General features: G+C 71.0%; 15 protein-coding genes and 2 pseudogenes. 14 read left to right on the forward strand and 3 right to left on the reverse strand.

Annotation, left to right across the window (positions count from 1 at the left end):
- Window positions 1-213: 213 nt before the first annotated feature.
- The 3 genes and pseudogenes from POF73_RS28930 to POF73_RS28940 all read left to right on the forward strand — a co-directional run bounded on the left by POF73_RS28930 (window position 214) and on the right by POF73_RS28940 (window position 3437).
- Window positions 214-1848 (forward strand): hypothetical protein, encoded by a 1635-nt coding sequence (locus POF73_RS28930; RefSeq protein WP_272121301.1) that lies wholly within the window; start codon window positions 214-216, stop codon window positions 1846-1848.
- Window positions 1849-1998: 150 nt separating this feature from the next.
- A pseudogene (locus tag POF73_RS28935) lies at window positions 1999-2283 on the forward strand (RICIN domain-containing protein); the annotation flags it as partial.
- 215 nt (window positions 2284-2498) lie between these two features.
- The gene (locus tag POF73_RS28940; protein ID WP_272121302.1) at window positions 2499-3437 is read left to right on the forward strand and encodes an amidohydrolase family protein; all 939 of its coding nucleotides are present in this window, start codon (window positions 2499-2501) and stop codon (window positions 3435-3437) included.
- Between the two features lie 54 nt (window positions 3438-3491).
- Here the strand turns inward: POF73_RS28940 and POF73_RS28945 are convergent, their stop codons facing one another.
- A complete protein-coding gene (locus tag POF73_RS28945; RefSeq protein ID WP_272121303.1) occupies window positions 3492-4607 on the reverse strand; it encodes a hypothetical protein in 1116 nt (371 codons plus the stop codon).
- Between the two features lie 2 nt (window positions 4608-4609).
- Window positions 4610-5659: a hypothetical protein gene (locus POF73_RS28950; RefSeq protein ID WP_272121305.1), complete on the reverse strand. Its 1050-nt coding sequence runs from the start codon at window positions 5657-5659 to the stop codon at window positions 4610-4612.
- Window positions 5660-6150: 491 nt separating this feature from the next.
- Between POF73_RS28950 and POF73_RS28955 the strand changes: the two genes are divergently transcribed.
- Together POF73_RS28955 and POF73_RS28960 are read left to right on the forward strand one after the other, a co-directional pair.
- Window positions 6151-6978 (forward strand): alpha/beta fold hydrolase, encoded by an 828-nt coding sequence (locus tag POF73_RS28955; protein WP_272121307.1) that lies wholly within the window; start codon window positions 6151-6153, stop codon window positions 6976-6978.
- Between the two features lie 63 nt (window positions 6979-7041).
- A pseudogene (locus POF73_RS28960) lies at window positions 7042-7134 on the forward strand (transcriptional regulator); the annotation flags it as partial.
- Between the two features lie 197 nt (window positions 7135-7331).
- Here POF73_RS28960 and POF73_RS28965 read toward each other — a convergent pair.
- Window positions 7332-7709 carry a hypothetical protein gene (locus POF73_RS28965; RefSeq protein WP_272121308.1) on the reverse strand — a complete coding sequence of 126 codons (378 nt, stop codon included), beginning with the start codon at window positions 7707-7709 and terminating at the stop codon, window positions 7332-7334.
- Between the two features lie 948 nt (window positions 7710-8657).
- Here POF73_RS28965 and POF73_RS28970 point away from each other — a divergent pair.
- From POF73_RS28970 to POF73_RS29010, 9 genes are all read left to right on the forward strand, one after another.
- Window positions 8658-10136: a sugar transferase gene (locus POF73_RS28970; protein ID WP_272121310.1), complete on the forward strand. Its 1479-nt coding sequence runs from the start codon at window positions 8658-8660 to the stop codon at window positions 10134-10136.
- Between the two features lie 73 nt (window positions 10137-10209).
- Window positions 10210-11541: a nucleotide sugar dehydrogenase gene (locus tag POF73_RS28975; RefSeq protein ID WP_272121311.1), complete on the forward strand. Its 1332-nt coding sequence runs from the start codon at window positions 10210-10212 to the stop codon at window positions 11539-11541.
- Entirely contained in the window at window positions 11531-12796 is a 1266-nt protein-coding gene (locus POF73_RS28980; protein WP_272121312.1) for a glycosyltransferase family 4 protein, read from the forward strand. The genes POF73_RS28975 and POF73_RS28980 overlap by 11 nt, the downstream gene beginning before the upstream one ends.
- The gene (locus POF73_RS28985; protein ID WP_272121313.1) at window positions 12793-14154 is read left to right on the forward strand and encodes a Wzz/FepE/Etk N-terminal domain-containing protein; all 1362 of its coding nucleotides are present in this window, start codon (window positions 12793-12795) and stop codon (window positions 14152-14154) included. Before POF73_RS28980 ends, POF73_RS28985 begins: the two co-directional genes overlap by 4 nt.
- A 2-nt stretch (window positions 14155-14156) precedes the next feature.
- On the forward strand, window positions 14157-15710 hold the full coding sequence (locus POF73_RS28990; RefSeq protein ID WP_272121314.1) for a Wzz/FepE/Etk N-terminal domain-containing protein: 1554 nt from the start codon (window positions 14157-14159) through the stop codon (window positions 15708-15710).
- A 3-nt stretch (window positions 15711-15713) separates the two neighbouring features.
- Entirely contained in the window at window positions 15714-17648 is a 1935-nt protein-coding gene (gene asnB / locus POF73_RS28995) for an asparagine synthase (glutamine-hydrolyzing) (RefSeq protein WP_272121315.1), read from the forward strand.
- A gap of 17 nt (window positions 17649-17665) precedes the next feature.
- Window positions 17666-19846: a bi-domain-containing oxidoreductase gene (locus POF73_RS29000; protein WP_272121316.1), complete on the forward strand. Its 2181-nt coding sequence runs from the start codon at window positions 17666-17668 to the stop codon at window positions 19844-19846.
- Window positions 19843-21810 carry a heparinase II/III family protein gene (locus tag POF73_RS29005; protein ID WP_272121317.1) on the forward strand — a complete coding sequence of 656 codons (1968 nt, stop codon included), beginning with the start codon at window positions 19843-19845 and terminating at the stop codon, window positions 21808-21810. The genes POF73_RS29000 and POF73_RS29005 overlap by 4 nt, the downstream gene beginning before the upstream one ends.
- 9 nt (window positions 21811-21819) lie before the next feature.
- Window positions 21820-23361 (forward strand): right-handed parallel beta-helix repeat-containing protein, encoded by a 1542-nt coding sequence (locus POF73_RS29010; protein WP_272121318.1) that lies wholly within the window; start codon window positions 21820-21822, stop codon window positions 23359-23361.

Below are 23361 nucleotides of genomic sequence, written 5' to 3' on the forward strand. Positions count from 1 at the left end.
CCCAGGGGATCGCCGCAGCAGCCCGTTCACCGTCCGCGCGGAAGACGCCGGGGAGAGGCCCGGGAGAGCGCGCGGGGATTGTATTTCCTCTGTCATGACATGAATGAGCGCACAGGGGAAAGAGGTGCGGAGGGCGTGGATACACGCAGATCACGTGGGTTACGCAGGTTACGCGGGTCATGGAGAGAGGTCATTCCGCTTGCCGTGGCGGCGGTGGCTTCAGTGCTGCTGACGGCGCCGCCGTCGGCCGCGGCTACGCCTACGGCTGCTGCGGCGGCGCCCGTGGCGCCCTGTACGGAACTGCCGTGTCAGGGCTCCGACCCCGGGGCCGTCACCGAGTGGCACGCGGGTGGCGCTCCTCAGCTGAGGAAGGAGGCCGTGCTGGCCTCCGGGGCGCGGATCAGGCTCTACACCGGCAAGCCCGCCTGGGACCCAGCCCAGCAGGTGTACTCCTGGGCCGAGGCGACCCTCCCCGGTAAGGGACGGGTCTGGCTGCGGACGGAGCAGAACGAGGGCGACGGCATCAACATCATCACGCCGCTCACCCACCCCCGCTCGTACCGGGACACGAGCGGCACCACGGGAATGTTCCTGCACGAGACGAGCAGATACGGAGTCGTCTACGCCAACGGCGCCTGCCTCACGGACGGCACCCAGACAGCGTGCGTCACCGCCTCCTACTCCGAGGTGAAGCCCGCCGGGCCGTGCGAGGGCTGGTGCTCGGACGCCGACCCCACCACGATCGCCAAGGACGCCTGGGACTACGTCTCACGTCCCGACTACCGCCGTGTGCAACTGCCGTCCGGCGCCTGGGTGCAGCACGCCGAGGGCCGCCTGAAGCAGGGGAGCTACCTGAACTGGGCCGAGGGATCGCTGCCCGGAGGCGGGCGGATCTGGCTGGAGAACTGGCAGGGGACCGGCCGCTGGGGCGAGGTGTGGACCGAGTTCACGCCTACGGGCGCCTCGCGCACCACATCCGGCAGCACCCGGGCCTACTCCTGGCTTCCGTCGCTGCGCGCCTGCGTCCGTGACAGCTCCGGCACCGCCTGCACCAGTGATGCCGACGCCGCCACCACGGCTCCCACGCAGGCCCCCTGCGCGCAACTGCCGTGCGAGGGGATCGACCCGGCGTCCGTCACGGAATGGATGCCGAACTACGAGCCGAGCCTGCTGGAAGACGCGAACATCTACCTGGGCGGCCGACTGAAGATCTACGAGGGACGCCCGGCCTGGGACCCGCACCACCTCTACTACTGGGGCGAGGCCGAACTCCCGCCCGGCGCCACGGGCGCCTCCGCCACGCTGATGACCCACGCCGCGGGCGGCCCCGATTCACGCGAGAAGCGCCCGGAGGCCATCCCCGGCGCGCGACTGACGGCCTCCGGGAAGACCAAGATGTTCGCCCTCGACCCGCTGTCCGCCAAGAAGATCGCCGGACTCGTCGTGGACGGCAAGAACTGGTCGTTCGCCACCCGCCAGGGCAACAACATGAGCCAGACCGACGTGGAGGGCGCGGTCGGCCCCTGCGCACCGGGTTCGGCGTGTGACGGGATACTCCCCGGCTCGGTGACGAAGTGGTCCTCCCCCGCGACCGACTGGGCCACGGCCGCCCTCCCGAGCGGCAAGAAGGTCACGCTCAGAGGCGGCAAGCCGAACTGGTCGGTGACCGACTACTACGCGTGGGCCCACTCGACCGCCACGGGCGCCCCGGTCTGGCTGGAGGACCGGCAGCCCGACGGCTCCTACAGCAAGGTGGCGACCACCGAGATGAAGGCGACGACCGGACAGCAGGTACGGGCCTGCATCAGCGAGGGCACCACGACGGTCTGCACCAAGTCACTGTCGTAACCCTCCACCTCACAAGGCCCGACGAATGCGTTCCGGCCGTCGCGCGTGCCGAAGCACGGGGCGGCGGCCGGAGCGTGTGCCCCCAACCGTCCGGAACCTGACGACGAGGACCGGCGGCTGCGCAATCACCTCGAACTACGCGCGATGTCTGAGCGCTACGCCCTCGTCAACTCCGGGACGGGCAAGAGGCTCGCGGTGCAGGACGGCGGAGCGGTCCTGGAGGACGCGGCCTCCGGGCCTGCCGGCAGAGAGGCCCAGTGGCTCATGTCGACGACCGGTGACGGCACCTGGACGCTCGTCAACGCCGCCACCGGCCGACTGCTCGATGTCGCCGGGCACGCCACGGCGGACGGCTCCAGGGTGACGACCTGGACGCCGACGTCGAACGCCAACCAGCGCTGGACCGTGACCGACGAAACGACACCGCGCACCTGAACTGCGAGGCGCCGCAAGGGTGCCCGTCTGACGGATCCTCAGGAAAGGCTGCGGCAGGCGGCCTCGGCGGCAGACAGTCTCCGGCGGCAGACGGTCTCCCGGAGGCCGGCGAGCAGTTGGCCGCCCGTCAGGTCCCGGGCCAGGAGGCCGGCGGACCCCATCGGTGAGCCCCAGGGCGCGCACAGGTGTCAGCGGCCGCCAGTATCGTGCCCGTCGTGATGGTGGGAACCGAGGAGACCCGGCTGATCGTCGTGCGCGGCAACAGCGCCTCCGGGAAGTCCTCCATCGCGGCCGGCCTGCGCGAGCGGTTCGGCCGCAACCTGGCCCTGATCGGCCAGGACAACCTGCGGCGCGTCGTACTGCGGGAGCGTGACCGGCCCGGCGCGGCCAACATCGGCTTGATCGGCATGACAGCTCGCTACGCGCTGGACGCCGGATTCCACACGGTCGTCGAGGGAATCCTCTATGCCGACCATTACGCCGCCATGCTGGAGGACCTCGTCCGCGACCACCGGGGCACCTCTCGCTGCATGGCCAGGTGGCTGAACGCATGGGCGGCCGACTTCGCCCGCCGCACCCCCGACTGCCTGCACACCGCCACTCTCCACCCCGAGCCGGACGTCGAGACGTACGTCCGTGAGGCCGTCGAAGCAGGCGCGCGCGTGTTCAAGGCCCATGTGCAGGTGGGAGACTACGACCCGGCCGACGGGCAGCTCCAGCGGGCATGGGGGCTGCTGGCCGAGGCCGGGATCCCCGTGGTGGTGCACTGCGGCTCCGGGCCCGCCCCCGGCAAGCACACCGGACCCGAGCCCATCGCGAGGGTGCTGGCACGCCATCCGAGACTGCGGCTGATCGTCGCGCACATGGGCATGGCGGAGTACGCGGAGTTCCTCGATCTCGCCGAGCGGTACGCCGAGGTACGCCTCGACACGACGATGGCGTTCACCGACTTCACCGAAGGATTCATGCCGTTCCCGCGCCCGGACCTGCCGCGCCTTGCCGACCTCGGTGACCGCATCCTGCTCGGCTCCGACTTCCCCAACATCCCCTATTCGTACCTGCACCAGCTCCACGCCCTGGAGCGGCTGGGACTCGGACAGGAGTGGCTGCGGGCCGTGTGCCACGACAACGCGGCGAACCTGTTCGGCCTGTAACAGCACCTCCCTACAGGCGTTGGTGAACCCACTGCGGTGAGATTGTCGGGGTACTCAGCCGAACCGCAGGATGCGCGCTGCGAAGGTGCCCTCGGGGCCGTCGGCTCGGCCGACCGACCACACCGTCGTCGTGTCCGGTACAGGTGCCAGTCGCAGCACCCGGGAGCGGCCCTCCCCTGCCACCGCCGGTTCGCTGTACGCGGTGAACGACTGTCCGTTCCAGGCAAGGAAATCGGGCCCGGGGACGAGCGGCGGAGAGCTGCCCGGCGGGCCCCACTTCTGCGAGCCGGCCACCGAGACCCAGGACAACGCGCCGGACGTGCCGGGCGTCAGTGAGCTGATCGAGCCGAAGTCGGTCGGCACGCTCACCCGGCTCCACGCCTGCCCGTCCCAGCGGACCAGCAGTGGCGGAATCGGCCGGCCCGGCGGGCCCCCGACGAACCCGGCCGTGCCGCCCGCCCACACCTCCGTCGGCGAAACCGCGAGCACACTGCCCACGGCCGACCGCGGGAACCCGTCCACGATCGTCTGCTCCCACGACTGCCCGTTCCAGTGCGACACGGCCGCACCCGAGCCGGTGGCGCCCGCGGCCCAGACGTCGTCGGCCGCCAGGACGTGCAGGCCGTACACGGTTCCCGCAGGCGCCGGCACGTCCCGCCAGCCATGCCCGTCCCGGCGCAGCAATACCTGCGTGCCGTCCCGCGACCCGATCAGCCAGGTCTCACCGCTTCCGGTTCCGGCGACGACCTTGGTCAGCACGACACCGCTCGGCGGCCGGCTCTCGGACCAGGCGTTGCCGTCGAAGCGGAGCAGGTGGGCGCCGCCCGTCGAGTCGCGGCCGACCGCCCAGACCGCGGTGGGCGAGGTCGCGGCGATGGACAGCAGCTCTCCCTGCCAGCCGATGCCGGAAAGGCTCTGGCGCTGCCACGCGGTTCCGTCCCAGCGCAACACCAGCGGGAAGCCCGGCGCCTCGCGACCGACGGCGTCGGCGCCCACGGCCCACGCCTGGTCCGGCCCGAGCGCCACCGCCTCGTTCAGCCCGGCCTGGGGGCGTATCTGTGCCGGGATCGGAACGTGCTGCCAGGACGGGGTTTCCGCCGCGGCCGAGCTCATGATCGTCACGATGGTCATGGCGACTGCGAGGGCCGCGACGAGCAGTCTGCGTGCCATGGTCAGCCTCCCTGCCGTTCGCTCATCAGGTTCGGTTTCGAGCCGTAGATCTCGACGGTCCCGAAGGACAGCAGTGAGAACCCGGCCCTTGCCAGTGCACGCGGTTTGACGTCGATCGCGTTGGTGCGCTCCGGGCCGTAGGAGAAGGTGGTGCGGGAGCCGGCCACCCGTGCGTACTTCGAGAACGCGCGGTCGCTGCGCACCGGCAGCCACAGCGCGCCGTCCGGGCCGCGCACCATGGCCTCGGTGTAGGTGTCGCCGAGTGATGGGTGGGTGGTGCGCCAGGCCCCGAGCCCGTTCCAGGTCATCAGGTAGGTGCGGGCCACGCCGTCGGTGTACTGGCTGCCGCCGATGGTGACGTGGCCGGACGGTTCGAGCAGGATCGTGTGCACGTTGCTGTTCGGCGGCAGCGGCACGTTCGCGTCCCTCCACGTCTTGCCGTCCCAGCGCAGGACGGTGGTTCCGGTGCTGGTGTCCGCCCAGGCCCAGGCGTCGGTGGCGGTACGCGCGGTGATCCCCATCAGGAACAGCACGCCGTCCGGGGTGGACTGTGTGGTCCAGCCGGAACCGTCGTAGTGCAACACCTTCAGTCCGGTGTCGTCCTCACCGACGACCCATGCGGCACCCGGTACCGCGGTGAAGTCCTGGTAGGTCCAAAGAGTCTGCGGCAGCGGAACGGTACTCCACCCGCCCGCCGACCGACGCAGGATCTCCCCCGCCCCCGCGCGGTTGTGGAAGATCCACACCTCCTCGCCGACGAACTGCACCTTTCCGAGCCAGCCCACCTCACCGGCGCCGGGAAAAGCCGTGTCCCGGCTCCACGCCGTGCCGTCCCACCGGTACAGCATCGGCCGCAGTCCCTCGGCGGCCTGCTCGTACCCGGTGGCCCACGCCTCGCCGGGCCCGCGGGCGGCGAGATCGGACACGGTCACCGGCGGGACCGCAGCCGGCACCGGCAGCGCCGACCAGCTCGGTGTCACAGCCGCGGCCGGCGACACCGTCGCGGCACACGCGATCACAAGGCCGACGATGACCGCACGGAGACCGTTCACGAGACCCCCAGACCACGGAGGTCGCAGAGCTTATGGGCGTTCACTCAACCGTGAACAGACGCCATCCGGCCATGACGCCCCAGCCCGTCCGACGGCTCGTCCGCGACAGCGGGACGGCCTGCGCCAACTTCCTGTCGCTGCGGGCGAATTCACTTCCTCCGGGCTCCGACAAACCTTCGGCGACGGACTGCTCACCAACGACGGGAAGCGCACCAGCGCCACGCCCACGCGGTCACGGTGATTCGCCACCTTGCCGAGCACATCGATCACGCACCGGACACGCCCGAACTGCTCCGTCTCCTCCCCCACACGCCGGAATCCGAGACCGACCGCCCCAAGGCCGCAGGAGTCGGCACCTGCGCGAGGAGCCGTGGTCTGACCCTGGCATCGTCCCCGTCGGCGCCACCAGTCATACGCCGCCCGACCGCCTGCGACGATCCGGAGCGGTGAACGGCGGGGCTGCGGGCCGAGTGCTCTGGCATGATCGCGGCATGAGTTCGAACACTGGTCCGACCGTCCCGGTCGTACACGAAGTCCGGCCTCCCGGTCCCGGCGGCGGCAGGTTGTGGGCCGAGCGCGGCGGGACCGGCAGCCCGGTGGTGCTGCTGCACGGCGCCGGCATGGACTCTCGGCTGTGGGACGTCGTCGCCCCCGAGCTGGCTCGTCATCATGACGTGATTCGCTACGACGCACGCGGCCTGGGCCGCTCCACGGCTCCGGAGCAGCCGTTCAGCGATGTCGAAGATCTGCGGGCGGTGCTTGACCATTTCGGCCTGCGCCGGGCGGCGTTGGTCGGCTTGAGCATGGGTGGGGAGACCTCGCTGGATTTCGCCCTCGCGCATCCCGGCAGGGTCGCCGCGCTGGGCTTGGTCGGCGCCTCGGTGAGCGGTCATCCGTGGCCGCAGGATCCCGAGTCGGTGGCCTATGCCGCGGCCCGCCGCGAGCGGGACGCTGCCGCTCTGGCCGCACTTGAGCTGTCGGTCTGGGCGTCCATGGGCCGCGCGGCTCGTGGAGGAGAGCTGATCGAAGCGATGGTGGTGGACAACGCCCGCCGGCGCATCGTGAGCGAGGCGTACCTCGCGCACTCCCCGAACCACGACGCCGAAGCCCATCTCGGCGACATCACCGCACCGACGCTGGTCATCCACGGCGACCGGGATCACCCCGAGATCGGCGCCATAGCGAAACGGCTCATCGCCGACATCCCCGGCGCCCGTGGCGAGATGGTCCCCGACGCCGACCACTACCTGCCTCTGCGCACACCTGAACGCCTCACCGAGCTCCTGCTGGGGCATCTGTCCCCATACCGAATTCGATGAAGGCCGGTCGACACCCGTCAACTACCCCCTGCCTGCTGGAGTTTGGCGAGGGTCAGGCCGCCCCGCCTGCTGTGTTTCGACGCCCCACCCGGCACCCGGGGCGCCGCCCAGCCGGAGCTGCTGTCGGTCATCGGCACGCAGGACATGACACCGACGGGGGCGAGCGGCGCAGCTGACACGAGGAGCCGAGGGGCGGAGGGGCGGCTTGCGGGGCGGTGGCGCGGCGAGCGCATCCGCCGGCCCACCTCGATGGACAGGGGCACGGCATGCTGCATCACCAGCCGGTCGCCCGACCGGAGCCGACCTGACGGTGCGCCAGAGGGCTTGACGTAACTGCGGACGCCCCTCGGCACTCAGTTCGGGCGCGTCACGCTCACGCGCACGGTCCACGTGCCCCTGTTGCCCTGGGAGCAGTGTCCGGCGGTGTCGTTCATGCCCAGTTGGAGGGTGCCGTTGCCGGCGGCGCGGAAGTTCAACTCCCCGTCCGACGGTGTGAACAGGGCCGTTCTTGACACCGGCAAGGCGGCCAGCAGTGCGCCGAACGGCGTCCCCCGTTTGACCTTGCAGCCCTTCGCGCCGTCAAGCCTCCTGTCGGCCTGCGCGTCGTATCCGGTCGGCCCGGTCGTGGGCATGTTCGCGTTGGCGGCCGTCCATTCTCCCGCGACGAACCGCACGGTGACCCCGTCTCCCCGCTGGACGGGCGCACCGGTCACCGGCTGGACGCCGACCACGTGCGGGTGGGGTACCCGGGCGACGGCACGGGCTCACGGATCGCCCGGCGCGGCCGGGTGCGGTGCTTCTCGTCGCCGGGGTGAGGATGTGCAGTTCCTTCCCGGCGGTCTCGGCGCTCCACCGGCCGTCGCCTGTTCGAGAGGTATGAGCATAGCCGAGCAGTTCGGGACCTATTGCCATCAACTCCCCTGTCCTGAAAGGCACTTGGCGAGCACCTGCGCACGAGCGAGATCATGAAGATGGCTTGGCATCACTGGGTACACGCAATCCCCGAGCGCCTCCGGCGCCACCGTCACGCCCCCCGGCACAACTCAGGCAACCGGACCGCGGGTTCCAGAACTGGCCGCAGCGAACACACCAGGAGGCAGCGATGACGCTCAGCCAGTCCCACAGGGAGACGGCGAGTCCGGGACCACCATCGAGCCTCTGCCGACGACGGCGGCTTCCGCTGATGCGGTCCCCTGCGGTCGGCTGGTTTTGACGGTGCCTCGGGCCGCCGTGTCGAAGCCGCACTCGGGGTCCGGGTGAGCTGCGGGAGCGCGTGGTGGCGTGAAGGCGCCTATAGCGGGTTTACCCGCCTTTGGATGCAGGCTCAAAGCTTGAACACAAATTACACACATCCCCTCTACACACTGGGCCCCGATGGTCTAGATTGACCGTGCTTCAGCTGATCGGACACGTTCTTGGGGTCCGTGAGGGGGCTTTGAGTGCGGGGAGCACTCAAGATTTCGACGGGTTCGCGCGCACTTCGACAGGCCGGCAGGACACGCCAGTCCGCTGCCGCCAGGGCGGGTTCAAGTAGCGCTCAAACAGCCGGCATGTCATGCGCGGGAGGCGGGGGCCTCCCGAGGGGAGGAACAGCGCGGCACGGGGGGCGGGGGGCGCCTTCCGAGGGGAGAGGCAGGGTTGGGCGGTCACGCCGAACCACTGGGAACCTGGGGGGTTCTGTGCGGCAAGGGGGATTAGTCAGCCCGTTTCCGTCGGCGCGCGGGCGTCTGGCGAACGGGGCGATCAGCCAGCCCGCGATCGACTGGGAGCAGCGGTACCGCCGTACCGTGATCATCAGCGACACGGTGGCCACCGCCTTGGTGGTGGCGGCGATCGGCAACTTCTTCGGGGCCCGGGACGCGGCCAACTGGCACGAGAAGTGGGGAATTCTCGCATTCGGCACCGAGCTGCTGGTGCTGGGCTCGCTTGCGGTGAGCCGGTCGTGGGCTCCGGCCGTGCTCGGCCAGGGGGCCGAGGAATTCCGTCGGCTCGGACGCTCACTGTTCACGGCGACCGTCGTGCTCGCGCTCGGCGGGATCGCCCTGACCTCGCGCAACATCAAGCTCTGGATCTTCGTCGCGATCCCGGCGATCGCGCTCATCACCATGACCGCGCGGTATCTGCTCCGCCTCGGGCTGCACAAACAGCGCAACGAAGGGCGGTGTCTTAGACCGGTTCTCGCTGCCGGAAGCCCCGACACCGTGCGCGACCTGATAAGCCGCACCCGCAAGTTCCCGCACCTCGGATGGCGGGTGGACGGAGTGTGCACGACGGACGGTCGCGGGCTCGACGGCGACGAACTGGACGGAGTGCCGGTCGTCGGCCAACTGACGGACGTCGCCAAGTACGTCGACAACGACGGCTATCGTGTCGTCGCGGTCACACCGGACCCGCACTGGACACCGGACCGGCTGCAGCGGCTGGCGTGGAACCTCGAAGGCAGCGACGCCGAGATGGTCGTGGCCCCCGTGCTGATGGAGGTGGCCGGCCCGCGGCTGCACGTCGACGCGGTGCTCGGAATCCCGCTGCTGCGGGTCAGCATGCCGACCTTCACCGGAGGGCGCCGGGCGATAAAAGCGGTCGTCGACCGGATGGGCTCAGCGATCCTGCTGATGCTGTTGGCTCCACTGATGGTGTTCGTCGGACTGCTCGTGGTGCTGGACAGCCGGGGCGGGGCGTTCTACCGCCAGCGCAGGGTCGGCAAGGACGGCCGCGAGTTCACCATCTTCAAGTTCCGCACCATGGTCGTCGGGGCCCACGGGGCACGTGCCGCGCTGGCCGACCGCAACGAGGGTGCGGGGCTGCTGTTCAAGCTCCGCCGGGATCCGCGGGTGACCCGGGTCGGGGCGGTGCTGCGCCGGTACTCGCTCGACGAACTCCCGCAGCTGTTCAACGTACTGGCCGGATCGATGTCGCTCGTCGGTCCGCGGCCTCCGCTGCCGGAGGAGTCCGCGGCGTACGGCCCGGACATCCGGCGGCGGCTGCTGGTCAAGCCCGGGCTCACCGGCCTGTGGCAGATAAGCGGACGCAGCGACCTGCCGTGGGAGGAGGCGGTCCGGCTGGACCTGCGATACGTGGAGGACTGGTCGCTCGCCCTGGACACAGTGATCTTGTGGAAGACGCTGCGTGCGGTGCTGCATGGGCAGGGGGCCTACTGATGCGCGGGGGGCGTCGTTCGGACGGCGCGCGGAGCGCAGGCCACAAGGGCCTGCGCGGGGGGAGGAACGGGTCATGAGAGTCAGCGTTTTCGGGCTCGGCTACGTGGGCTGTGTGTCGGCCGCGTGCCTGGCCAGCATGGGTCACGAGGTCATCGGGGTGGACGTCAACCAGGTGAAGGTCGACCTGGTCAACGACGGCAAGGCCCCGGTGGTCGAGGAGCGGATCGGCGAGCTCATCGCCGACGTCGTAAGGACCGGAGCATTACGAGCCACCGGTGACGTCCGTGAGGCGATCATGGACAGCGAGGTGTCGCTGGTCTGCGTGGGCACGCCGTCGGAGCCCAACGGCAGTCTGTGCACCACCTACTTGGAGCGGGTCACCGAGCAGATCGGCGCGGCGCTGGCCGAGGGGGCCAAGCAGGGGGGCCGGCACACCGTCGTGTTCCGCAGCACCATGCTCCCGGGCACCTGCCTGAACCTGCTGGTGCCGATCCTGGAGAAGAACCTCGGCGGCACGGTCGGGGTGGACGTAGGGGTCGCGGTCAACCCGGAGTTCCTGCGCGAGGGCACCAGCGTGCGGGACTTCTTCGACCCGCCCAAGACCGTCATCGGCGAGCTCGACCGGGCAAGCGGCGATGCGGTGTTGGCGCTGTACGACGGCCTGCCCGGCGAGGTGTTCCGGGTGCCGGTCCCGACGGCCGAGGCGATCAAGTACGCGGACAACGCCTTCCACGGCCTCAAGATCGGCTTCGCGAACGAGCTGGGCGCGGTGTGCCAGGCGCTCGGGGTGGACTCGCACCAGGTGATGGACGTGTTCCTGGCCGACCGCAAGCTGAACATCAGCCCCGCCTATCTGCGGCCCGGCTTCGCCTTCGGCGGCTCCTGCCTGCCCAAGGACCTGCGCAGCCTGGTGCACGCGGCGCAGCGGGCCGACGTCTCGGTGCCGATCCTCTCCCATGTGCTGCCCTCCAACTCCGACCATCTGCAACGCGCGGTGGAGCTGGTCGAGCGCACCGGCAAGCGCCGGGCGGGATTGTTCGGGCTGTCCTTCAAACCCGGCACCGACGACCTCCGCGAGAGCCCGCTGGTCGAGCTGGCGGAGAGGCTCTTCGGCAAGGGGTACGACCTCAAGATCTATGACGCCAACGTGAGCCTCTCCCGGCTGCTCGGCGCGAACCGCGAGTACATCGAGACCCGGCTGCCGCATCTCGCGCAGCTGCTCGCGGATTCCGTCGACGAAGTGCTTGAGCACGCCGAGGTGTGCCTGGTCGGGACCAGGGATCCGGCCGTCCTGTCGGCGCTGCCCCACGGCGGCGCCGACGGCCCGGTGATAGTCGACCTCATCCGCCTACCCGACGCCGAGACGCGCCGGACCGAACCGGGGTACATAGGCCTTGCTTGGTAATGCAATCAGTGGTGACGGGTCGGGGCGACGCGCGCTGATCCTGGTGGAGAACCTGTCGGTGCCGTTCGACCGGCGGGTGTGGCAGGAGTGCACGACACTGCGCGACGCGGGCTGGGACGTACACGTCATCTGCCCGCGGGGGGAGAAGCGGGACACGGAACCGGAGGCGCTGGTCGACGGGGTGCGGATCCACCGCTACCCGTTGCGCGCGGCCACCGGAGGGCCGGCCGGCTATCTGCGGGAGTACGGATCGGCGCTCTGGCACACGGCCCGGCTGGCCCGCAAGGTCGGCCCGGTCCACGTGGTCCACGCCTGCAACCCGCCCGACCTGCTGTTCCTGGCGGCCAGGTGGCTCAGGCGGCGCGGCGCGCGGTTCGTCTTCGACCAGCACGACCTGGTACCCGAGCTGTACCTGTCCCGGTTCGACCGCGGCAAGGATCTGCTCTACCGCGCCGTGTGCGCGCTGGAACGGCGGACCTACCGGGCCGCCGACATCGTGCTCGCCACGAACGAGAGCTACCGGGACGTCGCCATACGCCGAGGCGGTCGACGCCCCGAGGACGTCTTCGTGGTGCGCAGCGCACCCCAGATCGAGCGGTTCCAACCGGTGCCGCCCGAGCCGGAGTTGAAGCGCGGCAAGCCCCATCTGCTGTGCTATCTCGGCGTCATGGGCCCGCAGGACGGCGTCGACTACGCCTTGCGAGCCCTGGCGAAACTGCGCGACGAGCTCGGACGGACCGACTGGCACGCGGTGTTCGTCGGCGCCGGCGACGCCTTCGACGCGATGGTGGAGCTGTCCCGGCAACTCGGACTCACGGAGCAGGTGCAGTTCACCGGGCGCATTCCGGACGCCGACCTGGTGCGCTACCTGTCCACCGCGGACGTGTGCCTCTCCCCCGACCCGCGCAATCCGCTCAACGACGTGTCGACCATGAACAAGGTCCTGGAGTACATGGCGATGGGCCGGCCGATCGTCTCGTTCGACCTCAAGGAGGCGCGCGTCTCCGCCGGTGACGCCGCCGTCTACGCGCCCGCCAACGACGAGGCCGAGTTCGCGGGGCTCATCACGCTGTTGCTGGACGATCCGGAGAAGCGGGCCCGGATGGGCAAGGTCGGCCAGGAGCGGATCAGCGGACCGCTTTCCTGGCGAAACTCGCAAGTCTCGCTGCTCGCCGCCTACGCCGCCGCGTGCCGTGACCGTACTCCGGTCTCGGCGGGCGCCCCGGTTCGCACAGGGAAGAGGCCGGGCAGTTGAGCGATGACACGATCCACCTGGTCACGATCGGGTGGATACTCCGTCGACGGTGGCGGCTTCTCGCCATCGTCGCCGTGGTGGGCGCGCTGGTCGGCTACGGCGCCTCGGTGGTGTTTCCGCCGCGGTACACGGCGTCGGCTTCGGTCCTGCTGCCGGGGCAGTGGGAGGAGCGCGAGCTGCTGACCCAGGTCGACATCGCGACCAGTTCGACGGTGGTCGACGGCGTGGCGGCCAAGCTCGGCTGGAAGGGCGTCAGCGGCAGCGAGCTACGCGAACAGGTGAGCGCCACCGCCGCCGACGGCAACATCATCAAGATCGCGGGTACGGCCGACACCCCGGCGCGCGCGCAGCAGCTCGCCGACCGGGTGGCCCAGCAGTTCGTCGGCTTCGCCGCGCGGATCGCGGGCGGCGACACCGACCCCGAGGCGGCCACGGAGGCCGAGGCGCTGCGACAGAAGGTGGCGGAGACCAACCGCCGTATCACCGACCTGGCCAATGGGGCCGATCCGGGGCAGACCGTGGAGAGCGTGCAGGCCCGCACCGAGCTGGAAAAGCTGCGTACGTCGCTGCAGGAGGCCATGAAGAAGCTGGACGAGGCCGACCCGGCGGCCAACAAGGCCAGCATGGTCGTCATGGGGCCGGCAGCCCGGCCGACCGGCGCGGCGCCGCCGACGCGGATTCAGCTCGTCGTCGCCGGGGCGCTGCTGTCCTTCCTGCTCGCGGTCATCGGCCATCTCGTCGCCGCACGGATGAATCGGCGGCTGCGCACCGAACCGGAGATCGCCGCGGCGCTGGGCTCGGGGCTCCTCGGCACCGTCGACGTGCCTGCCGAAGGTCACGCGCACCGGCCGCAAGGCAGTGGCCCACGGGCCGGTGTCCGCCGGCTCCTCGGCCTCGACACCCCGTGGGACGTACCGGCCCCGCAGCGGTCCGGCGACGAGGCCGGCCGACGGATCCGCTACCGGCGGGTGTGCGCTCGCCTCCGGAACCAGCTGCCTGCCCCCCGACGGCTGCTGGTCGTCGTACCGGACGGCGACGAGATCGCCCGCCGGGCCGCCGGGCAGCTCGTCACCGAGGCCAAGAGCGATCCGCTGCTGCGGGTGGTGGAGGTTTCGGTGGACCGGCCGACGGTGCCGGACCGCGACACCGAGGCAGGTGCCCTGGTCGTCCTCAGCGCGGGCAGCTGGACCGCGGAGGAGCTCGCCGGCATCGCCGAGGCGTGTGCGGACGGCGGCCATCAGGTCGTCGGCATCGTCGTCGCCGACCCGGTCCGGGTCCATCCCCCGCGAACCGCCGAACGTCCTGCCGACGAGGCCACTCTGGCTGTCGCGGTGCGCGGCCCCGCGACGGGAGGTTGAGCGTGACGACGAGCACGACAGCGGAGTCGTCGGCCTCCACTCCGCTCCTCGACCTGCAGGCCCTGGTGGTGGCGGTGCGCAGGCGCCGCCGCCTCTGGAGCGCCATGGCACTGCTGGGACTGCTGGCCGGCGCGGCGGTGGCGGTCCTCATACCGCCGCCCCCGACCGCGGTGACCAAGGTGCTGGTCGCGCATCAGGAGGACCAGCCGAACGACACCGGAACGCTGATCCGCACCGACGTCGAACTACTGGGGACCACCCGGATCGCCGAGAAGGCCCTGCGATCCCTCAAGTCCCCGGAAAAACCGGAAGACTTCATGCGGGACTACCGGGGTGCCGGCCTGACCAACAACCTGCTGCAGATCACCGTGACAGGTGACAGCGACGCGGAGGCGACGGCCCGGGCCAAGGCGCTGGCCGACGCGTTCGTCGCCGACCATGTGAAGCGGATGCGGGACACCGCGACGGCCGAGGCCAAGGCCCTGCTCGACCAGCGTGACCGCATGCGGGACGAGCTCGCCCAGGTCAACAAGGCGATCGGCGAGGGATCCCCGGAGAGCGGGCCGAAGGCGTCGGCGAACATGGAGTCGCTCTTCGCCCGCCGGGCCGAACTCACCTCGCGGATCACCGACTTCGGCCAGCGCGCCGCGGAGGCGCGCACCGGCACACCCAAGGTCGTCGCCGGCACCCAGGTCGTGGACGCCCCGCGCGCGGTGCGGCACTCCCTGCCCAAGGCCGCTGCCACCAACGCCGGGATCGGGCTCGTCCTCGGGCTCGTCCTCGGGCTCGTGGTGGCCGCGGTCGGCACGGTGGTCGCGGACCGGCCCGTACTGCGCCGGGAGATCGCGGCGAACCTCGGCGCCTCCGTCATCGCGGAGCTGCCCCGCCGGTCGGGCAGGCTGTGGCAGCGCCGCCGGATCCGGGCGGCACGCGAACGGCTCACCGCGTCGTTGGCCCGCACCGTGCGCGGCTCGGCGGAACCGGTGTCGCTGCTGGAACTGGGCTGTGCGCGCAGCGCGAGCGTGATCGCCCTGGACCTCGCCGCAGCGCTGGCACCGGACGGGCCCTTTGTGATCGTCGACGCGCTGCCCGGCCGGCAGCTCGCGGGCCGCCGGCAGAAGCCGGGAGACCCGACCGTGGTCAGCGGCAAACGTGCCGCGGATCTCTCGTACGAGGAGCGCCGGTTCGGCGTCGGCTCGGTCGCGCCCGGCACGGCGTGGACCGACCTCCAGTACCTCGGCACCCAGACCGTGCTCGTGGTGCGTGCCGGGCACGGCAACGCCGCATGGCTGCACACCGTGGCGCGGCAGCTCGCGGACCAGGGCATCGAGGTGATCGGTGTGGTGCTGATCGACCCCGATCCGCGTGACCGGACCGACGGCACGCTGTGGAACGGGCTCCACACCGCGCTGCGGGGCCACGGCGAACGGCAGGCCCGGCAGAACAGCGGGGGTACCTCCCACGCCGTCAAGGCAGTGGGAGAGGGCCAACTGCGGACGGAGCGGCAGCCGATGTGGGCGACGCGGGTCCCGGACAGCGACCAGGAGGCGCGGTAGCACATGTGTGGCATCGCAGGCACTTACCGATGGCCGGACGGGAAGGTCGTGACCGACCGGCTCACCGAGACCCTCGCCCACCGCGGCCCGGACGGGGCGGGCCGGTACAGCCACTTAGCCGGTGACGGCGAGGTGCACCTCGGGCACCGCCGGCTGTCCATCATCGACCTGTCCGAGACCGGCGCCCAGCCGATGGTCAAGGACAGCCTCGCCCTCTCGTACAACGGCGAGCTGTACAACGCGCCCGAGCTGCGGGCGGAGTTGGCCGCAGCCGGGGTGCGCTTCCGCGGCACCTCCGACACCGAGGTGCTGCTGGAGGCCTGGCGGCGCTGGGGCACGGACTGCCTGCCCCGGCTGCGCGGCATGTTCGTATTCGCGGTCTTCGACGAGCGGACCGGTGAGCTGGTGCTGGCCCGCGACCAGCTCGGCATCAAACCGCTGTTCCTGCTGCGGCGCGGCGAGGGTCTGGTGTTCGCCTCCGAGCTCAAGGCGCTCGCCGCGGTGACCGGCGGGGCGTTGCAGGTGGACCATGGGGCGCTGGTGGCCTCGCTGCTGTACTACTGGGTGCCGGACTCACGGTGTGCGTTCCGCGAGGCGGAGAAGCTGCCGCCGGGGAGCTGGCTGCGGATCCGGCCCGACGGCCGGGTGGAGCGCGGCCGGTTCTGGAACCTGAAGGACGTCGCCGCCGAGGGCCGGGAGCGCGCGCGGGCCGGCGAGCAGCCGGACCTGGCCGCCATCGTCGAGGAGTCGACCCGACGCCACCTGCTCTCCGACGTACCCGTGGCGACGTTCCTCTCCGGCGGTCTCGACTCCAGCTACCTGACCGCGCTGGCGGCCCGCCACCAACCCGGGATCTCCGCCTACACGATCGGGTTCCGCGCCGAGGACGCCAAGTTCGAGGCGATGCCGGACGACCTGCGCTACGCCCGGCAGGTGGCCGAGCGGTTCGGCGTCGACCTGCACGAGATCGAGATCGCCCCGAACGTGCTCGATCTGCTGCCGCAGATGACGTACCACCTGGACGAGCCGATCGGCGACCCGGCCGCGATCAACACCTTCCTGATCTGCTCGGCCGCCCGGGAGGCCGGGGTCAAGGTGATGCTCTCGGGGATGGGCGCCGACGAGCTGTTCGCCGGCTACCGCAAGCACCTGGCCAATCTGCTCGCGCTGCGCTACCAGCGCGTCCCGCGGCCGCTGCGGCGCGGGGTGTCCGCGGTGGTGGACCGGCTGCCGGTCGCCTCGGCCCGCCGGGGGTACCGGTCGGTGCGCTTCGCGAAGCGGTTCCTGTCCTTCGCCGAGCTGCCGGAGGAGACCGCGTTCCGGCGCAGCTACACGATGTACGACCAGGACGAGTTGCTCGCCCTGGTCGATCCGGACCTGGCCGGGACGGTCGACGACGTGCTGACCGAGCATGCCGACGTCTACGAGGACAACGAGCTGGACGACTTCGTCAACCGCATGTGCCTGGGCGACGCCCGGATGTTCCTGCCGGGCCTGAACCTCGCGTACACGGACCGCTCCAGCATGGCCGCGTCGACCGAGGTGCGGGTGCCGTACGTGGACGTCGAGGTGGTGAAGGCGGCGTTCGCCGTGCCCGGTGATCGCAAGATCGTGGGCCGGCAGGGCAAGGCCGTCCTCAAGGAGGCGGCCACCTCGATCCTGCCCCGGGAGATCGTCTACCGGCCCAAGGGCCTGTTCAGCGCGCCGCTGCGGGCCTGGATGAGCCGGGATCTGGCCCCGCTGGTGCGCGAGGTGATCCACGACGGCGAGCTCGTCCGTTCAGGGTTCCTGCGCCGCGACGCGCTGGAGCGGATGGCCGCCGAGGACGCCGCCGGACAGCGGGACTTCTCCAAGCATCTGTGGCATGTGCTGACCCTTGAGTACTGGTATCGCGACGCGATCTCTGGGTCCGGCCAGAGCACTCGGTTAACGGCTTAGGAATCAGAGGAGTTCGGGTGAAGCAGGTTGTACAGAACTACAAGAGCGGCGAGCTGGCGGTGCTCGACGTGCCGGTGCCCGGGTGCAAGCCGGGCGGTGTGCTGGTACGCAGCGCCTACTCGCTGATCTCCACCGGGACCGAGCTGATGAAGGTGTCCGAGGCCGGCATGTCGATGCTGGGCAAGGCACGCTCCCGCCCGGACCAGGTCGCCAAGGTCATGCAGAGCGTGGCCACCAACGGAGTGCCCGCGACCTACCGCAAGGTGATGGGCAAGCTGGACTCCTACACACCGCTGGGCTACTCGCTGTGCGGGGTGGTCGAGCAGGTCGGCACCGGCATCGACGACGTGAAGGTCGGCGACCTCGTGGCCTGCGCAGGCAACGAGCACGCGCTGCACGCCGAGCTGAACTGGGTGCCGAAGAACCTCTACGCCCCGGTGCCGGACGGCCTGGCCGCGCGGCACGCGGCCTTCGGCACCGTCGGGTCGATCGCGATGCAGGGCGTCCGCCAGGGCGAGCCGCAGCTCGGCGAGGTGGCGCTGATCATCGGCCTCGGCCTGATCGGGCAGTTGGTGGTACAGCTCCTCGCCGCCTCGGGAGTCCGCGTCGTCGGCGCCGACCCCGACCCCGCGCGCTGCGAACTCGCCGCGCGGCTGGGTGCTGTGACCTGCGGCGATCCCGCGTCGGCGGCCGTGGAAACGGCCGTCGCCGAGCTCACCGGCGGTCACGGCGTGGACCAGGTGTACCTGGCCGCGGGCGGCGGCAGCAACCAGCCCGTCGAGCTGGCCGCCCGGCTCTGCCGGGACCGCGGCCGGGTCGTCGACATCGGCAAGTGCCGCCTGGACCTGCCGTGGAACGCGTACTACGAGAAGGAGCTCGACGTCCGGTTCTCCCGCAGTTACGGCCCCGGCCGCTATGACCCGGAGTACGAGCTCGAAGGACGGGACTACCCGATCGGCTATGTGCGCTGGACGGAGCGCCGCAACCTGGCGTGCTTCCTCGACCTCGTCGCCCGAGGCCGCGTCGACGTGGAGCCGCTGGTCTCCCACATCGCCGACTTCGACGACGCCGTCGAGACGTATCAGCGCCTGAAGGACGGCGACTTGAAGGCCGTGGCGGTGCTGTTCCGGTACCCCGAACAGGCGGCCGAAAAGGCCGAGGCCGAGGCCCCGGCGGTGGCCGTGCCGACGGTGAGCGTGAAGCGGAGTCCGGCCCGGGCCGCCGGGACGCCGGTGCGCCTCGCGTTCATCGGCGCGGGCAACTACGCGACGTCGATGCTGCTGCCGCATCTGGCAGCGCGCGACGGCGTCGAGTTGTCGACCGTCGTCACCACGACGGCGCTGTCCGCGGCCAACGCGCAGCGGAAGTTCGGCTTCGCCGAGGCGACCACCGACCTCGACGCCGTGCTCGGCGACAAGTCCATCGACGCGGTGTTCGTGGTCACCCGGCACAGCTCGCACGCCGACCTGACCCGAAAGGCACTGCTGGCCGGCAAGGCAGTGTTCGTGGAGAAGCCGTTGGCGCTGACCGAGGACGAGCTGGCCGGCGTGCTCGCGGCTGTGGAGGAGTCCGGCAACGACCGGCTCCAGGTGGGCTTCAACCGCCGGTTCGCGCCGCTGCTCCAGGAGGCCAAGAAGCGGTTCGGCGCCCGCACCGGGCCGGCGAGCCTGCGCTACCTGGTCAACGCGGGGCGGCTCGACCACGGCAGCTGGTATCTCCAACAGGGCACCGAGGGCTCGCGGTTCGCCGGCGAGGGCGGACACTTCATCGACACGGCGAGCTGGCTGCTCGATGCCGACCCCGTGTCGGTGTACGCGGTAGCCGCGGCCGGCAACGAGGACCTCCAGGTCGTACTGCGCTACCCGGACGGGTCCACCGCCACCATCAGCTACGTCACCACCGGAGCGGCCGGCTTCCCCAAGGAGACGCTGGACCTGGTCGCGGACGGCAAGGTGCTCCAGCTCGACGACTTCGTCCGTGCTTCGGTGTACGACCGCAAGCGGTGGCTGAGTTCGCGGCTGCCCAAGGCCCGGGACAAGGGCCAGAACGCCGAACTGGCCGCGTTCGTCAAGGCCGTACGGACCGGCGGGCCCATGCCGGTGCCGCTGGAGTCGCTGGTCGCCACCACGGCGGCCACCCTCGCCGTGCGGGCCGGCCTGGCCGGCGGCGCGCCCGTGACGTTGGCGAGGGCACGATGACCATGAGCGCGGGCTGGTACCTGCGCCGACTGTCCCGGATGGGGCCGCGGGAGGTCGGCGGCCGAGTGGGTGACACGGTGCGCAGACGGCTGTGGCGGTCGGCGCGGCCGGACTGCCCGAGCGTGACCGGCGCCCGGTTCACCGCCGTACTGCCCGCAGGGACGGTCGCCGCGGTGCCGCCGGACGCCGCGAAACATCTCATCGCCGAGGCGGACCGGCTGATGGCCGGTCATGCCGAGTTCTTCGGGGTGGACCGCGACGATCTGGCCGACCCGGACTGGTGGTACGACCCTAAGACGGGCCGCCGCGCCCCGTGGGGCTACGCCTTCGACGTCCCGTACCGCAGCGAGGACGCGGTCGGGGACATCAAGCAGATCTGGGAGCTGTCCCGGCATCAGTACCTCACCGTGCTCGCCGCCGCCTACGCGGTCACCGGGAACGAGCGGTACGCCGAGCGTGTGACCGAGCATCTGCGGTCGTGGTGGGCGGCCAACCCCCCGCTGCGCGGCGTGCACTGGACCAGCGGCATCGAGCTGGGGATCCGGCTGCTGTCCTGGGTGTGGATCCGCCGGCTGCTCGACGGCTGGCCGGGCGCGGCCGGGCTGTTCGAGGGCAACCCGGTGGCGCTGAACCAGATCTGGCACCACCAGCGCTGGCTGGCCGCCTTCCCCAGCCGGGGATCTTCGGCGAACAACCACATCATCGCCGAGGCCGCCGGGCAGTTCGCCGCGGCCTGCGCGTTCGACTGGTTCCCCACCTCGGCGCGTTGGCGGGCCGACGCGCTGCGGTCGCTGGAGCGGCATCTGCGCGGCAACACCTTCGGCTCCGGCCTCAACCGCGAGCTGGCCACCGAATATCACGGCCTGGTGCTGGAGCTCGGCCTGGCCGCGGTGGCCGAGGCGGATACCGCAGCTGTGCCGGTTCCCGCGTCGATCCGGCTGGTGCTGCTGCGGATGACCGACGCGCTCGCGGCCGTCGTGGACAACCGGCTGCGGCCGCCGCGCCAGGGCGACGCCGACGACGGGCACGGTCTGGTCGTGGACGGCACGGGCACCGACCGCTGGGCCTCGCTGCTGGCCACCGGGGACGCCGTGTTCGGCCGGCTCGACTGGTGGCCGGTGGTGACCGGCACCGATGTGCGCACCCCGCTGCTGGCCTCGCTCATCCGGCCGTACGCGAACAAGGGAACCGCACCGGCCGTGGCCCGCCCGGCAGGCCGACCGGGCCACTTCGCCGACGCGGGGCTCACCATCCTGCGCGGTCCTGAGGAGATCTGGTGCCGCTGCGACGGCGGTCCGCACGGCTTCCTGTCCATCGCCGCGCACGCCCACGCCGACGCGCTGTCCGTGGAGGTCCGGCACGACGGGGTCGACGTGCTCGCCGACCCGGGGACGTACTGCTACCACGGGCAGCCCGAGTGGCGGCAGTACTTCCGGTCCACCCTCGGCCACAACACCCTGCAACTGGACGGCGGTGACCAGTCCGTCTCCGGCGGCCCGTTCCTGTGGACCCGGCATGCCCGCAGCCGCGTCCTGACCGCGGACACATCCGACGCCTCCGCAGGGGGGACGGCCCGCTGGGTCGCCGAGCACGACGGCTACCAGGGCTCCGTGCACCGCCGCCGGGTGGAGCTGACGGCCGCCAGCCGGGAGCTGCGGGTCGTCGACGAGGTGCGCGGTCCGCGCCGGGCCGTGCGGCTGGCGTTCCACCTCGGTCCGGCGATCGCCGCGGACCTGGTGGGGAACCGGGCCGTGCTCACCTGGACCCGGGACGGCGAGGACCGTTCCGCGGCACTCGACCTGCCCGGGCAGCTGTCATGGCGGGCGCATCGCGGCGAGAGCAACCCGCCGCTGGGCTGGTACTCCGCCGGATTCGGGCGCAAGGAACCCACCACCACGCTGGTCGGCACCGGCTTCGCCGACGGCACGGAGGGCTTCACCACCGTGCTCAGGTTCCGCGGCTAGGGGGCGCGCGTGGGGATCAACAGACGGCACTGGGCGTCGGCGGCACCGCTGGCGCTGGCCCTGCTGGCGGTGACCGGCTGCGAGAGCAGCACGCCGGGCACCCCGGCGGCGGGGCCGAACGCTGCACCCGTCACGTCCGGGGCACCGTCCACGTCCGTGGCCCGGGTGTGCGCCAAGCCCGCGGCCGGGCCGGCCGAGGCGCCGAAGGGCGCGGTGACGGTCGACCCCGCGGTGGCCGGTGACCTGGCCGCGAAGACCAAGAGCAGCCCTCCGAACACCACGTTCTGGCTCCGGCCGGGCAAGCACCGGCTTGAGCCGGACCGCTACGCCCAGGTCATCCCCAAGAAGGGGAACACCTACCTCGGCGCGCCGGGCGCGGTGCTCGACGGCCGGAAGACCAACCAGTACGCGTTCGGCGGCACCGCCCGCGACGTCACCATCCGCTACCTGACCGTGCAGGGGTTCGTCGCGCCGCACAACGAGGGCGTGGTCAACCATGACTCGGCCGACGGGTGGGTGATCGAGCACGCGACGATCCAGAAGAACTCCGGCGCCGGGCTGATGGCCGGTGCCCATCAGCAGGTCCGCGCCAGCTGCCTGCGCGACAACGGCCAGTACGGCATGAACGCGTACAAGGCCGGTGATCCCATCCGCGGCCTGGTGGTCGAGGGCAACGAGATCGTGGGCAACAACACCGGCGACTGGGAGCGGCGCCGGAAGGGCTGCGGCTGCACCGGAGGCATCAAGTTCTGGGCCGTCAACGGTGCCGACGTGCGCGGCAACTGGGTGCATGACAACCGCGGAACCGGGTTGTGGGCGGACACCAACAACAACGACTTCCGCATCGAGGACAACGTGTTCGAGGCCAACGACGGCGCCGCGCTGATCTACGAGACCAGCTACAACGCGGTCATCCGGAGGAACACGATCCGGCGGAACAACTGGGTCGAGGGCCGCAGTTACGCCGACCGCGGCGACAACTTCCCGTTCGCGACCGTCTACCTGTCCGAGTCCGGCGGCGAACCACGGGTCAAAGCCCGCACGGACAAGATCGAGATCTACCGGAACGTGCTGGAGAACAACTGGTCCGGGATCACCCTGTGGGAGAACGCCGACCGGTTCTGCAACAGCCCGGCCAACACCTCCTCCGGTGACTGCACGTTGCTGGTGAAGAACACCGACCGCTGCGCACAGCCGGCGATCGCCAGCGCACCGCTCTACGCCGACTGCCGGTGGAAGACCCAGCGGGTGGACATCCACGACAACCGCTTCGTGCTGGACAAGTCCGTCCTCGACTGCACGGTGAAGTGCGACCGGATGGCGGTGCTGGCCAACTACGGCACCTATCCGGACTGGTCGCCCTACCAGGGCGAGCGGGTGTCCGAGGCGATCACCCGCAAGCAGCACAACCGCTGGCACGACAACGTCTACCTCGGACCGTGGACGTTCGTCGCCTACGACCCGAGCCGGGTGCTCGACTTCGGGCAGTGGCAGGGCACGCCGTACCGGCAGGACACGGGCAGCACCCTCCGTGCACAGGACGGTGGTTGA

It is taken from the genome of Streptomyces sp. HD (assembly GCF_028369295.1).
Taxonomy (GTDB): Bacteria; Actinomycetota; Actinomycetes; order Streptomycetales; family Streptomycetaceae; genus Streptomyces.